The following is a 15,157-nucleotide window of genomic DNA, read 5'->3' on the forward strand; positions in this document are numbered from 1 at the left end:
AAGTCTTACCTTACGTCACCTCAGGGAGGCCACGGCCTTGACCGCCTGGTCGACCTGCTCCGGGGTGGTGACGATTCCGGGACCGAAGCGCAGGTAGACCTCCTGGTACGGGGTGACGCTGGTGATGATCCGGTGGTCCGCGCGGAGCCTGCCCGCGGCGGCCGGGGCGTCCAGGCCGTCGATCGCGCAGCAGACCAGGCCCGCGGACAGCTCGGGGGAGCGGGGGGTGACCAGCCGCACGTTGGGCAGCGCGGCGAGCCCGGCCTTGAGCCGGGTGGCCTGCTCGGTGATCCTGGCGGCCACCCGCTCCCTGCCGATCGCCTCGTGGAAGGCGAACGCCTCGCTCAGCGCCCAGCGGTGCTCGAAGCTGTGGTAGCCGCCCGGGGTGCCGAGCAGCCCGCCCGGCCCGTACGGCCGGTACGGCTCGCCCGTCTTCTCGCCGGCGTCGAGGTCGATCCTGCCGGAGAAGGTGGGGATCACCGGGAGCAGCGCGTCCCAGGCCTTCTCCCGTCCCCACAGCACGCCGGTGCCCCGGGGGCCGAACAGCCACTTGTGGGTGCCGGAGGTCAGGAAGTCGCAGCCCAGCGTCTCGACCTGGTCGGCCACCGCGCCGAGACCGTGCACCCCGTCCACGCACAGCAGCGCCCGGTCGGCGGCGTCCCTGTCCCGGTTGGCCTCGGCGATCATGTCGGCGATCGCCCTGACCGGCATCCGCACCCCGGTCCCCGAGTGCACCCAGGTGATCGCCACCACCCGCGTCCTCGCCCCGAGCCCGGCCTTGAGCCGGGAGACGATCTCGTCGGCCGAGGCGGTGGCCGGGTCCTCGTAGAGGCGGACCCTGCGCACCCGGGCGCCGGTCCTGGCGGCGAGCAGCCGCAGGCCCTCGTGGGTGGCGTAGAAGTCGTGCTCGGTGCTCAGCACGTCCTGGCCCGGCAGCAGCCGCATGCCGGTGTAGAGCAGGCCCAGGCCCATCGTGGTGCTGTCGGTCAGCGCCACGTCGGGGGCGTCGGCGCCCAGGTAGGCCGCGGCGGCCTCGCGCACGATCTCCTCGCGGTCCTCGCCGTGCAGGTAGGCGTCGGTGTCGGTGTCCAGGCCGCGCCGGTGCTCCTCGATCGCCCGCCGCACCGGCGCCGGGTGGGCGGCGAGCACGTAGGCGGCGAACTGGGCGTAGGAGGGGTCCAGCGGGAACTGGGCGCGGACCGACTCCCAGTCGGCGGGATCGAGGTCCGGTGTCCGCGACCCGGCCGCGGCTCCTGAGCCGCCCGGGGTGCCTGAGCCGCCCGCGGTGCCGGAGGTGCAGCCGGACAGCGTGCCCCCGGCCACCAGTCCCGCGCCCAGCAGTCCCGCGCCGAGCAGCCTCCGCCGCCCGACGGCGGGTCCCTGATGGTCCATGCCGTGCCCCCCGCCGCCACCCCGTGCCCGTGTACGCCCCTTCATATCGGGATCATTCGCCCCTGCCAAGGGTGGGCGTCGTGAATCTACAACGTAAAGACGGCTGGCCGGCGCGCAGCACCTCAGTGACTCATCGTCGCGACCTGGCGGATCAGGTCGGCGACGCGGACGATGCCCATGCAGCGGCCGACCTCGTCGGTGACGACCAGGTCGTCGTAGACGCGCTCGGCGTCCTGGCCCGCGACCTGCATGGCCGCGATGGCCGGGGTGGTCCTGGGAACCGTGCGGGCCGGGTCGGCCAGCCGCCCGGCGGGCTTCTTCCCGTGCAGGGCGTGGCCGAAGCGGCCGGCGATCGACAGCAGGAAGCGGCTGCGGTCGAGACTGCCCCTCGGACGCTGGTAGTCGTCCACGAGGATCACGCTGGTGATCGACGGCTCACCGCCGAAGGCGTCGGTCACGGCCTCGGCGGTGGCCTCGCAGGGGAGGGTGACCGCGGGCAGCAGGAACTCCTGGACGCGCGGGCCGAGCACGAACCGCGACGGCTCCTGCTCGACGACGGGGAGCGGGACGCGCACGCGCCCGGACGGGCCGGGGACCAGCAGCGGCCCCTGCGCCAGCCGCACCCCCCAGCCGCGGACCGCCGCGAGCTGCGCCTCGTCGCGTACGCCGGGGGCCAGCACGTGCGCCCCCGTCGACCGGGCGAGCCTGGACAGGCCCTCGCCGACCGCGGCGCGGCGCGGGTCGCGGGCCGCCTGGGCGACCAGGCCCGGGGAGAGCACCGCCAGGTACGGCGCCGCGTCGGCGAGCAGGTCCAGCGGGATGTGCCCGGTCCCCAGATCGCCCACCGCGATGAGGTAGCCGATGGCGCGCAGGCCGTCCAGGCCGGTGAGCAGGGAGCGCCGCTCGAACTGGGCGAAGTCCCCCCGCAGGGTGAGGATCACCTCGCGGGGCCGCCGGCCGGACGCGCGCAGCGCCTCGTGGAGCGGTGCCAGCGCGGCCGACCCGCCGATCACCGCGGCCGCGGGGAGGGTCAGCACCAGCGGGAGCGGGACGTCGCCGCCGGCGAGGCCGCGCACCGTCTCGACGGTGGAGGAGATGTTGCCCTGGCCCTGGGAGGCGCCGTTCGCCTGGAGGGCGATGACGCCTCCGGTGTCGAGGTCGACGACGGGCGCCGCGTGAGCCGTCGCGGCGGGCGCCGCGTGGGCGGGCGGAAAGGCGTGCGCTCTGGTCGTCACGTTCGGAGCGTGGTGCCTCCCGCGGCGTTGCAGAAGTGACTCACGGTGATGTTCACCGACATTTCGCTGTCCGTTGACATCGATCGACGGGGTCGTGCGGTGGCCCCGGCGCCCGCGGCGCCCGGTAGTGTCTCGTGCCATGACGTCGCGACCGGCCAAGGGGGGAGGCCGCTGGGTCTCGGTGGCGCCCGAGCGGCTGAACCGCTGGATCGACGGCTTCGTCGAGCGGCACGGCCCGCCGGAGGTCACGGCCTCGCCCGATGTCGTACGACTTCGGGGGGCGGACGGTGCGGTGGCCGAGTGCCAGGTGCCCTTCCCGCCGCTGACCGGCCCGGGGGGCGGGCCGATGGCCCGGCTGGTCACCCACGTGCGCACCGAGCGCAGGATCGGCGTGCTGCTGGTACGGCTGGGCGGCCACGCGGCCGGGGTCTTCCAGGGCGAGGAGCTGATCTCCTCGAAGGTGGGATCGCGGCAGGTCCACGGCCGCAGCGCCGCGGGCGGCTGGTCCCAGCGGCGCTTCGCCCGGCGCAGGGAGAAGCAGGTGGACCAGGCGCACGAGGCCGCGGCCGAGGTGGCGCTGCGCGTCCTGGCCCCGCACGTGGAGGGGCTGGAGGCGGTCGTGCTGGGGGGCGACCGGCGGGCGGTCGACGCGCTGCGGCCCGACCGCAGGCTGGCGCCGATCTTCGCGCTGGAGGCCGAGCCCTTCCTGACCGTCCCCGATCCGCGGCTGGTGGTGCTCAGGGACACCCCCGCCCAGTTCCGCGCGATCCGCATCAGGGTGACCGACCCCGCGTAGCCGGATCCTGGACGGCCCGCTCCGGGTGATCGGGTCCGCGTCGAGGCCGCCGGTCCGCGTGGTCCGGGTCCGGATCCGTGCCGGGACGAGCGGCCCCGCGTGACGGGAGCCGGGTGATCGGGTTCGCGCCGGGCCGGCCGGCCGGCGTGGTCCGGTCCGTGCCGGGGTGGGCGGTCCCGCGTAATCGGGGGGAAGAAGGCCGGTGACGCGCCGTACACTGATCGGTATGCGCACTCCCGATTGACCGTCGTCCCGATGAAGGCGAGACGGCCGAGCCGAGAGCCGGGAGACACAGGGCGCGGCGGGTTCGGCCACAGTGAAGCGAGCCTGTGTATTTCCTGCTGGGAGTGTTCTCCAACCATGATCGTAGCTTCTGACATCGAGCTGAGGGCCGGCGCGCGGCTGCTCATCGAGGGTGCCTCGTTCCGGGTCAATCCGGGCGACAAGATAGGGCTCGTCGGCCGTAACGGGGCCGGCAAGACGACGCTGACCCGGGTGCTCGCGGGGGAGGGGTCGGCCGCGAGCGGCACGGTCTCCATCACCGGCGAGGTCGGCTACCTGCCCCAGGACCCGCGTACCGGGGACCTGCACGTGCTGGCCCGCGACCGGATCCTGTCGGCCCGGGGGCTCGACCAGGTGCTGAACGAGCTGCGCGAGGCCGAGGTCGGCATGTCCTCGGCCGACGACCGCACCCGCGACCGCGCGGTCCGCGCCTACGGGCGCCTGGAGGACCGGCTGCACGTGCTGGGCGGGTACGCCGCCGAGTCCGAGGCCGCCTCCATCGCCTCCAGCCTGGGGCTGCCCGACCGGGTGCTCGGCCAGCCGCTGGAGACCCTGTCCGGAGGGCAGCGCAGGCGGGTGGAACTGGCCCGGATCCTGTTCAGCGGGGCGGAGACTCTCCTGCTTGACGAGCCGACAAACCACCTAGATGCGGACTCAATCGGGTGGCTTCGTGATTTTTTACGATCTCACCAGGGCGGCTTGATCATTATCAGCCACGATGTGGGACTTCTTGAAGCGACGGTAAACCGCGTCCTGCACCTGGACGCCAACCGCTCCGTGATCGACACCTACAACGTCGGCTGGAAGTCCTATCTGGCCCAGCGGGAGACCGACGAGAAGCGCAGGCGTCGTGAGCGCGCCAACGCCGAGAAGCAGGCCTCGGCCCTGATGTCACAGGCCGACAAGATGCGCGCCAAGGCCACCAAGGCCAAGGCCGCGCAGGACATGCAGCGCCGCGCAGAGCGCCTGCTGTCGGGCCTGGAGGTGGAGCGGCGCAGCGACAAGGTCGCCAAGCTGCGCTTCCCCCAGCCCGCCCCGTGCGGGCGCACCCCGATCATGGCCGAGGGGCTGTCGAAGTCGTACGGCTCGCTGGAGGTCTTCACCGACGTCGACGCCGCGATCGACCGGGGCAGCCGGGTCGTCATCCTGGGCCTGAACGGCGCGGGCAAGACCACGCTGCTGCGCATCCTGGGCGGGATCGAGCATCCCGACACCGGCGCGGTCAAGCCCGGTCACGGCCTCAAGCTCGGCTACTACGCCCAGGAGCACGAGACCATCGACCCCGGGCGCACCGTGCTGGAGAACATGCGCTCGGCCGGGGGAGAGCTCGCCGACGTGGAGCTGCGCAAGGTGCTGGGCTCGTTCCTGTTCACCGGCGACGACGTGGAGAAGCCCGCCGGGGTGCTGTCCGGAGGGGAGAAGACGCGGCTGGCGCTGGCCACGCTGGTGCTGTCGGCGGCCAACGTGCTGCTCCTGGACGAGCCCACCAACAACCTCGACCCGGCCAGCAGGGAGCAGGTTCTATCGGCCCTGGCGTCCTATTCTGGGGCGATTGTGCTCGTCACGCATGATGAGGGTGCTGTAGAGGCTCTACGACCCGATAGGGTGATCTTGCTACCTGACGGAATCGAAGACGCGTGGAGCGAGGAATTTTCCGATCTTGTGGCACTTGCCTGATCTTAATTTGAGCGGGTACGGATCTTTTCCCATGGAGTAGGTAGCCGATCTCGCTGAAATGACTGATCATGGCGTGTGTAACGCTGCGGAAGTCTGGCACTACAGGAGGTACTCGTGGCCGACACACTGAAGAAGGGCACCCGGGTCACCGGGGCCGATCGTGAAAAACTGGCCTCCGATCTGAAGAAGCGATACAGCGCCGGTGAGAGCATCCGTGCTCTGGCCGCTTCGACCGGCAGGTCATACGGGTTCATCCACCGCATCCTGAGCGAGTCCGGTGTGACTCTGCGCGGGCGCGGCGGAGCCACCCGAGGCAAGTCAAAGCGCTGACCCCGCCTCGGAACGCGCGACCGCAGCCGCTCGATCCCCCACACGCCGACACCGTCCCGCCCGGACCTGTAGAACCTCATTCTGGAGGTCGATAGGCTCGGGCGAGGCGGAGACGGAAGGCGGGAGAAGAGGCGATGGCGGAAGTGTCGTTCGAGGGGACTGCGGAGGAGATCTCCCTCAAGGAGGTCGGTCTGCGCTACGAGGTGGACGGCGAGATCGCGACGATCACGCTGGACCGGCCGGACAAGCGGAACGCTCAGACGTTCGCGACCTGGTCGGCTCTGGCTCATATCGGTGACGGCCTGCCGCAGCAGGTGAGGGTCGTCGTGATCAGAGGTGAGGGGCCGTCCTTCTCGGCGGGGATCGATCTGAGGATGTTCACCCCGGAGGGGGTTCCGGGGCAGGGGTCGTTCGCGTCCTCCGTGGCGCTCGGGGAGGCGACGTTCGCCGACCGGGTGGCGCGGGCCCAACGAGGTTTTCTCTGGCTGAGGCGTCCCGACATCGTCTCGGTGGCAGCGGTTCAGGGCCACGCGATCGGTGCGGGGTTTCAGCTGGCGCTCGCCTGTGACCTGCGGGTCCTGGCGGACGACGCCAAGCTGTGCATGAAGGAGCCCGCCCTCGGGCTGGTCCCCGACCTGACCGGCACCAAGCCGCTGGTCGAGCTGGTGGGGCTGTCCAGGGCGATAGAGATCTGCCTGACCGCCCGTGTCGTGGGGGCACAGGAGGCAGCGCGGATCGGCCTGGCCGAGCTGGTCGTCGCGCCCGGGGAGCTGGACGAGGCCGTACGGGACCTGACGGCCGCGCTGCTGGCCACGAACCGGGACGCCGCGACGGCGACCAAGCGGCTGCTCCAGGGCGCTTCGGGGCGCACCCTGGAAGAGCAGGCCGCGGCCGAGGGCCGCGAGCAGGCGGCGAGGATCAAGGCACTCTTCGGGGAGGGGAGCGGGAAGGCCCCCGGCTAGGCGCGTACCGGCTGCGACCAGGACCGGACCGGTCTGTGTGTTCGCCCGGAGCTGACGGGGGAATGGGCGTGCCTCTCGCGGTGCTCGCATCGAGGAAGGAGGCCGGATGACGATGATGGGCGGGGGCTTCGGACCCCAGATGATGCGCTCGATGCGGCGCGACAGCTCGGTGACCAAGGAGCGCCTGGCGCCGGGCACGGTCCGGCGCATCGCCCGCTACGCCCGTCCCTTCTCCCGGCACATCGCGGCCTTCCTCGCGCTGGTCGTGGTCGGCTCGGTCATCGTGATCGCCAACCCGCTGCTGATGAAGGCGATCATCGACGACGGCATCGGCGCGAGGCGCACCGGGGTCGTGATCGCCCTGGCCCTGGTCATCGCGGGCCTGGCGGTCGCCGACGCGGCGCTCACCCTGGCCCAGCGCTGGTTCTCCTCGCGGATCGGCGAGGGCCTGATCTACAACCTGCGCACCGAGGTCTTCGACCACGTCCAGCGCATGCCCGTGGCCTTCTTCACCCGCACCCAGACCGGCGCCCTGGTCTCCCGGCTCAACACCGACGTCATCGGCGCCCAGCGGGCCCTGACCAGCACCCTGTCGTCGGTCGTGGCCAACGTGGTCATGCTGGTGCTGGTCCTCGGCGCCATGCTGGTGCTCTCCTGGCAGATCACCGTGGTCGCCCTGGTGCTGTTGCCGATCTTCATCCTGCCCGCCAAGTGGGTCGGCAGGAAGATGTCCGGGCTCACCCGCGAGCAGATGGAGCTCGACGCCGAGATGAGCTCCATGATGACCGAGCGGTTCAACGTCGCCGGGGCCATGGTCGCCAAGCTCTACGGCCGCCCGGCCGACGAGGCCTCCGCCTTCTCCGGGAAGGCCGGGCGGGTGCGCGACGTGGGCGTCACCGTCGGCATGTACGGCACCGTCTTCCGCGCCGCCCTCGGCCTGGTCGCCGCGCTGGCCACCGCCCTGGTGTACGGGGTGGGCGGCGTGCTGGCCGTCTCCGGGGCCTTCGAGCTGGGCACCCTGGTCGCGCTCGCCGCCCTCCTGATGCGCCTGTACGGCCCGCTGACGAGCCTGTCGAACGTGCACGTGGACGTGATGACCGCCCTGGTCAGCTTCGACCGGGTCTTCGAGGTGCTGGACCTGCGGCCCATGGTCGCCGAGCGGCCCGGCGCCGAGCCGGTCCCGCCCGGCCCGGTCGCGGTCGAGTTCGACGACGTCCGGTTCACCTACCCCTCGGCCTCGGAGGTGTCGCTGGCCTCGCTGGAGGCGGTGGCCCGCCCCGACACCGGGCCCGGCCACGAGGTGCTGAGCGGTGTCACCCTCACCGCCCGCCCCGGCGAGATGGTCGCCCTCGTCGGCCCCTCGGGCGCGGGCAAGACGACCATCACCGCCCTGGCCTCCCGGCTGTACGACGTCTCGGCCGGCGCGGTCCGGATCAACGGCCTGGACGTGCGCGACGCCACCCTGGACTCGCTGCGCGACACCGTCGGGGTCGTCATGCAGGACGCGCACCTGTTCCACGACACCATCGGGGCCAACCTCCGCTACGCCAGGCCCGGGGCGAGCGAGGAGGAGATCTGGGACGCGCTGCGGGCCGCCCAGATCGCCGACCTGGTCCTGGACCTGCCCGACGGGCTGGAGACCGTGGTGGGCGACCGGGGCCACCGGCTGTCGGGCGGGGAGAAGCAGCGGCTGGCGCTGGCCAGGCTGCTGCTCAAGGCCCCCCGCGTGGTCGTGCTGGACGAGGCCACCGCCCACCTGGACTCCGAGTCCGAGGCTGCCGTCCAGCAGGCCCTGAAGGTCGCGCTGGCCGGGCGTACCTCGCTGGTCATCGCCCACCGGCTCTCCACGATCCGCGAGGCCGACCAGATCCTGGTGGTCCAGGACGGCCGCGTGGTCGAGCGGGGCCGCCACGAGGAGCTGCTGGCCATGGGGACGGTCTACGCCGAGCTCTACCGCACCCAGTTCAGCGAGGCGTCCTGAGGGCTTCGTCGCATCCGGTCCGGCCAGGCGTCCTGACGGGCTCCACCGCGTCCGGTCCCGCGAGGCGCCCCGAGGGCCGGTGCCCGCCGGCGGGACATCCCGGAGGGCGGGCACGGCTCCGAGTGGATCTTCAAGCGCCGATGGTGTAGATCATGTGATCGTGGATGACCGCCTGAGACGTGATGAGCTGACCGACGACGAGTGGGAGTCCCTGGTATCGCTGCTGCCCGCTCACGCCCGGCAGGGAAACCGGTGGGCCGACCACCGCACGATCATCGACGGGGTGTTCTTCCGCACCAGGACCGGTTGTTCCTGGCGGGCGCTGCCGGAGACGTACGGGAAGTGGAAGACCGTCTACAACCGTCACCGCCGCTGGACGCTGGACGGCACCTGGGAGACGATCCTGAAGACCCTGTGCGCCGGGGACCCCCTCCCGGCCAGGCCGGGGGACATCCGCCCGTGGGCGACGTTCGAGGTGCCGGCGTACTGACGCGGTGACGTCGTGACCGGCGCGCCGGGCCGGTGGGCGGCCCGGTGTCAGGGCGGCCCGGTGTCAGGACTGCGGGGCGTATCCCAGGCGGGCGAGCTCCTCGCGGGCGACCTTGGAGACCAGCTCGGCGTCGGTCTCGCGCAGGCGGGTGCGCCAGATGCCGACCCTGGGCGCGGCCGGTCCCAGCAGGGCGATCTTCGGCACCCGGGTCTCCAGGAAGCGGGAGAGCCCGTCCACGGTCTCGGCGGGCGAGGAGACCAGGTCCTCGTACCGCACGGTGTGCAGCTGGTCGCGGGGCAGCTCCTGGTGCAGGGAGGCCGACAGCCTGACCGCGCTGCGCCAGCGCAGCGCGCACTTGCCCGCCGTGGGCATCGCCTTCCAGCGCTCGCTGTGCTCGCCGGAGTTGACGCCGAGGAAGGGGTTGGGGAACTCCGTCTCCTCGCTCAGCATGGAGGGCTTGAACCAGGTCATCGACGCGGGGTCGGCCAGCATGTCGGCGGCCACGTCGCGGCCGTCCCTGATCAGCTGGACGAAGCGGGCGTCGGGGAAGGCCTGCAGCAGCACCGGGGCGCTGTAGATCAGGTCCGGGCTGGCGTCGCCGAAGCGGGCCACGGCGTCCGAGGTCGTGCACGGCCCCGCCCCGGTCACGCCGCCGGCCTCCCGGCAGGGGGGCGGGCACTCCGCGCAGGCGCCGGGCAGGAGCTGCCAGGACTCGGCCAGGGCGTCGCGCAGCACGCGGGTCGCCCCCATGCCCCGGCCGGCGATCGAGGGCCGCCGGGCGAAGGCGTAGACGACGTGCGCCACCGCCGCCCGCCCCATGGTCACGTGGAAGCCGGGGGAGCGTTTCAGGGCGCGGGCCAGCAGGTCCGCGCCGGAGTGCGGGGCGGCGAGCACGAACACCGGCCTGCGGACCTTGATGCCGTTGACCACCAGGATGTGGGGCGGAGGTCGCATATGAAAGCCCAGTGTGGCACCGTTTGCGGGGTGAACGAACCGGCCGCCGGACTGACGCTCCCGTCCCCGCCGCGTCCGGGCGACACGGTGGCCGTGGTGGCGCCGTGCGGCCCTCCCGATCCCGAGCGGCTGGCGCGCGGCGTCCGCGTGCTGGAGGGCCTCGGCCTGAAGGTCGTCACCGGCCCGCACATCCTGGAGCGGGACCGCTACCTGGCGGGCTCGGACGCCGGCCGGGCGGCCGACCTGCACCAGGCCTGGTGCGACCCCGCGGTGACCGCGGTGTTCTGCGCCCGCGGCGGCTACGGCGCCACCCGGATCCTGGGCCTGCTGGACTGGGACGCCATGCGGGCCGCCGGGCCCAAGGCGTTCGTCGGCTCCAGCGACGTCACCGCGCTGCACGGCGCGCTCGCGGTGGAGCTGGGCATCGCCTCCTGGTTCGGCCCGATGCCCGCCTGCTCCACGATCAGCGACCCGGAGGGGCCCGAGCCGCGCACGTTCGGGAACTTCACGGCCGCCCTCGCCGGCACGCCGCCCCCGATCGCCGGAGACCGGGTGATCACCGGTGGGGCCGTCACCGCCCCGGTGACCGGCGGCAACCTCAGCCTGCTGGCCGCGCTCTGCGGCACCCCGTACGCGCTCTCGGCGCGGGGGAGGATCGTCCTGCTGGAGGACGTGGCCGAGGCGCCGTACCGGATCGACCGGATGATCACCCAGTTGTCCCAGGCGGGCGCGCTCGACGGGGCCGCCGGGTTCGTCCTGGGCTCCTGGGTCGGCTGCGGGGACCCCTACCCGGTGCTGGAGGAGCTCCTCGGGCCGCTCGGAGTGCCCGTGATCGCAGGTCTCCCGATAGGTCATGGAAAGCCACAATTTTCCGTATTACTAGGGACACTTGGTGCTATTGATGCAGAATCGTGCTCTCTGGCCTACTCAACCGGGGGCGCGAGCACGGCACTCTAGGTGCGAACCTAGGAGGAAACCGGCAGAGGGGACGCACGCGTGAGATTGTTCCGGCGGCACCGCGACCGGCGGCCCGAGACGCCCCGGCGTCCGGTCGAAGACGTCGATCTCGACTCCCTGCTGGCCCTGGTCGCGGACACCCTCGGCTACGCCTGCGCCTTCGAGCCCGGCGGTGCCACCCTGACGCTCACCGGCCCGCGCCGTCTGGCGGTACGCCTCACCGGGCTGCGCGCCGAGGCCCTGCGGCGCTCCCGCGAGGACTGGCCGGTCCTCGTCTCCGGCCATCTGGCCCACGCGCTGGCGACCGCGGACGAGCCCTTCGACGCCTGCGATCTGGACCAGGTCCGGCCGATGCTGCGGACCCGCATCCAGCTCGACGACGACCTCGACCCGGCCCACGTGGTCGGGCGCCACCTCACCGCCGACCTGGTCGAGGTCCTCACCGTCGGCCCCGCCTCCACCGGCTCCGGGGGCCTCACCGGCCGCCCGGTCCGCCCGGAGGAGGTCGGCTGCTGGCCGATCACCGCCGGGCAGGCGCTCGACCTGGCCCTGGAGAACGCCCGCCGCGACGAGCGGCTCTCGGTGACCGAGGGCGATCTCGGCGGCGTGGCGGTCCGCAGGCTCACCGGCTCCACCGAGGGCGCCGCGGCCCACCTGCGCAGGCTGGGCGACTACCTGCGCGTCCCCTCCGACGGGGTCCTCGTCGCGCTGCCCGACCCGGCGACGCTGATCGTGCACCCGGTCGAGGGCATCGGCGTGGTCCGCGCGATCGAGCGGCTGCGGCTGTTCGCCCAGCGGGAGTTCGACCGCCGGGCCGGGGCTCTCAGCCCGCAGGTCTACTGGTGGCACGCCGGCCGGCTCTCCCTGATCAGGGCCGACCTGATCGACCAGGACGGGCAGACCCGGCTGGTGGTCGCGCCCCCGCCGGACTTCGCCCGCGTCCTGGCCGCCCTGGCCGTACGGTCCGAGGGCGGCGCGGACGGCTGACCGCCGCGCGACGGAACCTCGACGAGCCTCGACGGCGCCTCGACGGCGTCGCGTGCGAGGACGCCGTGTGCGGGAAGCGCCGTGCGGGAGAACGCCGCGTGCGGGCATGTCGGGTATCGCCATGCCGCGTGCTGCGGCGTCGCGTGCGAGGACGCCGTGTGCCGGAATGCCGGGCACAGGCGTGCCGTGTGCCGGAACAAGGGCGGCCCGGTCCAGTTCTTCGTGCCGGGACGACGCCGTACCGGGTCCTGGACCGGTCCACACGTGCCCGCGCGCCCCGTGCGGGGGCGCCGGATGCGGGATGATGGGGATCTGGATCTACGAGGGGTGGGACATGGCGCAGTGGTGCCTCGGTGTCGATCTGGGAACGAGCTTCTCCGCCGGGGTGATGGCGGCCGAGGGGCGCTTCGACGTCCTGGAGGTCGAGGGGGAGCGGCGCATCCCCTCCGCCGTCATGCTCGACGAGCGGGGGACGCTCGTGGCGGGCCGGATCGCCCAGCGCGGGATCGCGATCAGCCCCGAGCGCGTCGAGCGGAACCCCAAGCGCTACGTGGGCCGCGGCCGCATGCTGCTGGGCGGCGTCCCGGTGGACGTGGCCGACGCCCTGGCGGCCCTGCTGGAGCTGTTCGTCAGCGAGGGGCGCCGCCGGTTCGACGGGGCCGATCCCGACTGCATCGCGCTGACCCACCCGGTGGCCTGGGGCTCCGACCGTAAGGCCGTGCTGCTGGCGGCGGCCAGGAAGGTCGTCAGCGGTGTGCGGATCGCGCTCGTCGACGAGCCCGTCGCCTCGGCGCGCTACTACGCCTCCGCGGGCCGGGCGGCCGGAGGGTCCCGGCTGGCCGTCTACGACCTCGGCGGCGGCACCTTCGACGCGGCGGTGCTGGCCGCGGACGGCGGTGACTTCGAGGTCGTCGGCGAGCCCGGGGGTAGCGACGAGATCGGCGGGGAGGGGTTCGACGAGCAGGTCTTCGCGTTCCTCGGCACCCAGATCGAACGCCTCGACGCCGACTGGTGGATGCAGGTCACCACCAACCCCGAGCGCCGCTACGTGAGCTACGCCGCCGACCTGCTCACGATGGCCAGGGAGGCCAAGGAGACGCTCTCGAAGTTCGACACCTCCTCGCACTACGTGGTGGGCATCAACGAGGACGTGCACATCACCAGGGCCGACCTGGAGGGGCTCATCGGGGAGGAGATCACCCGCACGGTCGACATCCTGGACCGGACGATCCGCGACGCCGGGGTGGAGCCGGACGAGCTGTCCGCGGTGTTCATGACCGGTGGTCCCAGCCGGATGCCCCTGGTGCAGCAGGCGGTGCGCGAGCGCTTCGGCGACCGGGTCAGGACCTACGACGACCCGAAGATCGTGGTCGCGTACGGTGCCGCGCAACTGGCCTGGAGGCTCAAGGTCGAGCACCGGGAGCCGGGCACGACGGCCCCGGGGATCCCGGTGTCCGGCACCCCCGTGGCCGGCCCCTCGGTGTCCGGCGCCGCCCCCTCCGGTGCCCAGGTTCCCGGTGTCCGGGTCCCCGGCGTCCCGACCGGCGGCCACCGGGCGTTCAGCGGGCCCGAGGGAGGCGCCACCGGGGGACACCGGATGCCCACGACCCCCGGTGCCGTTCCCGGTGTCGCAGGCGGTCACCGGGACCCCGCCGCCCGGACGGCCGGCGCCGGGGGAGGCGGGGGCGGCGGGGGCGGCGGAGGCGGCGGAGGCACGGCGGGCGGGCCCGTCGTCCAGGGGATCGAGAAGGTCCTGGACGGCGTGCTGGAGGCGCGCCTGGTGGCCGGCCGGGTCTTCGTCCACCAGGCCTTCGGGACCGGTCACCTCCTGCGCAGGCTCGACGGGGTCGGGGGCCGCCACGACCGTGAACTCGGCTTCGGCAGGCTCGTGGAGTGGGGCGCCTCCCCCGAGGGCGTCGTGACGGTCGAGCAGGTCGGGCCCGCGCAGGTGCTGGTCCGCACCCTCACCCCCGACCTGGCCGTCCGCGCCACCCACCCGCTGCAGATGTGGGACGACCCGACCGTGATCGCCCACGGCCGCACCGCCTGGGTCTTCTTCCACTCCCGGCAGAGTGTCCCGGCCGACGCCTCGACGGGCCTTCCCTGGGGCGAGACCGGGCAGCTCGCCATGATCGAGCTCGACCTGGGCGGGGGCTTCGCCTTCCAGGCCCTCCAGCCGCGCGAGCTGGGCCCCTACTCCCAGTGGTTCCTGAACGAGGACAACAGGCTGCGCCGGCTGCTCGACCAGGAGGCGCCCAGCGGCACCGAGCCGTCGTCCTCGGTGGGCGCGCCGGGCTGCACCGTGGTGCTCGGGCAGTTCAGCAGCAACAGGCCGATGTTCCAGAACCGGCACCAGGACTTCCGGCCGTGGCAGGTGCTCTGCCTGATCGACCCCGGCGGCGTGGTGCGCCCGACGGTACGGGAACCGGGACGCCCCTGGCTGCACCAGGTCGTCCTGCACCGGGGCCGGTGGTTCACCTCCAGCTCGGCGGGCCTGGAGGCCGACGCCGCCGACGGCAGGACCAGGCTGGTCATGCCTCGCCCCCGGGGCGGCGCCCTGCGCTGGTTCCCCGCGGGCAACGAGATCTACGCGGTCGGCACCGACCAGGTGAGCCCCGCCAGGGGCTGGTCCGTCGGGATCTTCGACCAGCGGTCCCAGAAGCTGGAGTTCCTGATGGGCAAGCAGTCGGCGACCCTGGCGGGCCACCTCACCTCACGGCACCGCTGGGAACGGCCCCGGCTGGTCGCCGACGGGGACTCCCTGTGGATGACCATGCTGGACGCGGGCCGCAGCAGGCTGGTGCACGTCACCCCGTCGGGGGCGCGTGAGGTGCACCGCACGACCGGCACGTTCGAGCCGGTCGCCCGGGTCTCCGGCGGGCTGCTCTGCCTGCACCGGTCCGCCGACCCGGCCGGTACCACCCGCGACCATCCGGCGACGCTGGTGCACCTGCCGCTCTGACCGCCCTCCGTCCCGGCCGTCCCGGGATCACCCCGGCCACCCCGGCCGCCGTCCTCGGTCCACCGGTTCCGAGGGAGCGGTGCGCGTTCACCGTCCCCGCACCGGTGTTTCGGTTCACCGGTCCTCGACCGGCGCGGGCGTGACCGGCGGGG

At 73.0% G+C, this 15,157-nt stretch carries 12 protein-coding genes; 9 read left to right on the forward strand and 3 right to left on the reverse strand.

Annotation, left to right across the window (positions count from 1 at the left end):
* Window positions 1–15: 15 nt before the first annotated feature.
* The gene (locus ACLQ2R_RS15230) at window positions 16–1,392 is read right to left on the reverse strand and encodes an aminotransferase class V-fold PLP-dependent enzyme (protein WP_425960139.1); all 1,377 of its coding nucleotides are present in this window, start codon (window positions 1,390–1,392) and stop codon (window positions 16–18) included.
* 122 nt (window positions 1,393–1,514) lie between these two features.
* On the reverse strand, window positions 1,515–2,627 hold the full coding sequence (locus ACLQ2R_RS15235) for an EAL domain-containing protein (protein WP_425960140.1): 1,113 nt from the start codon (window positions 2,625–2,627) through the stop codon (window positions 1,515–1,517).
* Window positions 2,628–2,766: 139 nt separating this feature from the next.
* Between ACLQ2R_RS15235 and ACLQ2R_RS15240 the strand changes: the two genes are divergently transcribed.
* The 6 genes from ACLQ2R_RS15240 (at window position 2,767) to ACLQ2R_RS15265 (ending at window position 9,145) form a co-directional block, all read left to right on the forward strand.
* Window positions 2,767–3,423, forward strand: coding sequence for an acVLRF1 family peptidyl-tRNA hydrolase (locus tag ACLQ2R_RS15240; protein WP_425960141.1), 657 nt, complete (start codon window positions 2,767–2,769; stop codon window positions 3,421–3,423).
* A 360-nt stretch (window positions 3,424–3,783) separates the two neighbouring features.
* Complete coding sequence (locus ACLQ2R_RS15245) at window positions 3,784–5,382, forward strand: ABC-F family ATP-binding cassette domain-containing protein (RefSeq protein ID WP_425960142.1); 1,599 nt, start codon at window positions 3,784–3,786, stop codon at window positions 5,380–5,382.
* A 114-nt stretch (window positions 5,383–5,496) separates the two neighbouring features.
* The gene (locus ACLQ2R_RS15250; protein ID WP_344903296.1) at window positions 5,497–5,712 is read left to right on the forward strand and encodes a helix-turn-helix domain-containing protein; all 216 of its coding nucleotides are present in this window, start codon (window positions 5,497–5,499) and stop codon (window positions 5,710–5,712) included.
* A 134-nt stretch (window positions 5,713–5,846) separates the two neighbouring features.
* Window positions 5,847–6,674, forward strand: a complete 828-nt coding sequence (locus ACLQ2R_RS15255; RefSeq protein ID WP_425960143.1) for an enoyl-CoA hydratase/isomerase family protein — start codon at window positions 5,847–5,849, stop codon at window positions 6,672–6,674.
* Window positions 6,675–6,780: 106 nt separating this feature from the next.
* Window positions 6,781–8,655: an ABC transporter ATP-binding protein gene (locus ACLQ2R_RS15260; protein WP_425960144.1), complete on the forward strand. Its 1,875-nt coding sequence runs from the start codon at window positions 6,781–6,783 to the stop codon at window positions 8,653–8,655.
* A 160-nt stretch (window positions 8,656–8,815) separates the two neighbouring features.
* Window positions 8,816–9,145, forward strand: coding sequence for a transposase (locus tag ACLQ2R_RS15265; RefSeq protein ID WP_425960145.1), 330 nt, complete (start codon window positions 8,816–8,818; stop codon window positions 9,143–9,145).
* A gap of 63 nt (window positions 9,146–9,208) precedes the next feature.
* Here the strand turns inward: ACLQ2R_RS15265 and ACLQ2R_RS15270 are convergent, their stop codons facing one another.
* Window positions 9,209–10,099, reverse strand: a complete 891-nt coding sequence (locus tag ACLQ2R_RS15270) for a sulfotransferase family protein (protein ID WP_425960146.1) — start codon at window positions 10,097–10,099, stop codon at window positions 9,209–9,211.
* A gap of 30 nt (window positions 10,100–10,129) precedes the next feature.
* Between ACLQ2R_RS15270 and ACLQ2R_RS15275 the strand changes: the two genes are divergently transcribed.
* From ACLQ2R_RS15275 to ACLQ2R_RS15285, 3 genes are all read left to right on the forward strand, one after another.
* Complete coding sequence (locus tag ACLQ2R_RS15275) at window positions 10,130–11,056, forward strand: S66 peptidase family protein (protein WP_425960147.1); 927 nt, start codon at window positions 10,130–10,132, stop codon at window positions 11,054–11,056.
* 39 nt (window positions 11,057–11,095) lie between these two features.
* Window positions 11,096–12,043 (forward strand): hypothetical protein, encoded by a 948-nt coding sequence (locus tag ACLQ2R_RS15280; RefSeq protein WP_425960148.1) that lies wholly within the window; start codon window positions 11,096–11,098, stop codon window positions 12,041–12,043.
* A gap of 301 nt (window positions 12,044–12,344) precedes the next feature.
* Window positions 12,345–15,005, forward strand: coding sequence for an Hsp70 family protein (locus tag ACLQ2R_RS15285; RefSeq protein ID WP_425960149.1), 2,661 nt, complete (start codon window positions 12,345–12,347; stop codon window positions 15,003–15,005).
* Window positions 15,006–15,157 lie beyond the last annotated feature (152 nt).

The organism is Streptosporangium sp. DT93 (genome assembly GCF_049844535.1).
GTDB lineage: Bacteria > Actinomycetota > Actinomycetes > Streptosporangiales > Streptosporangiaceae > Streptosporangium.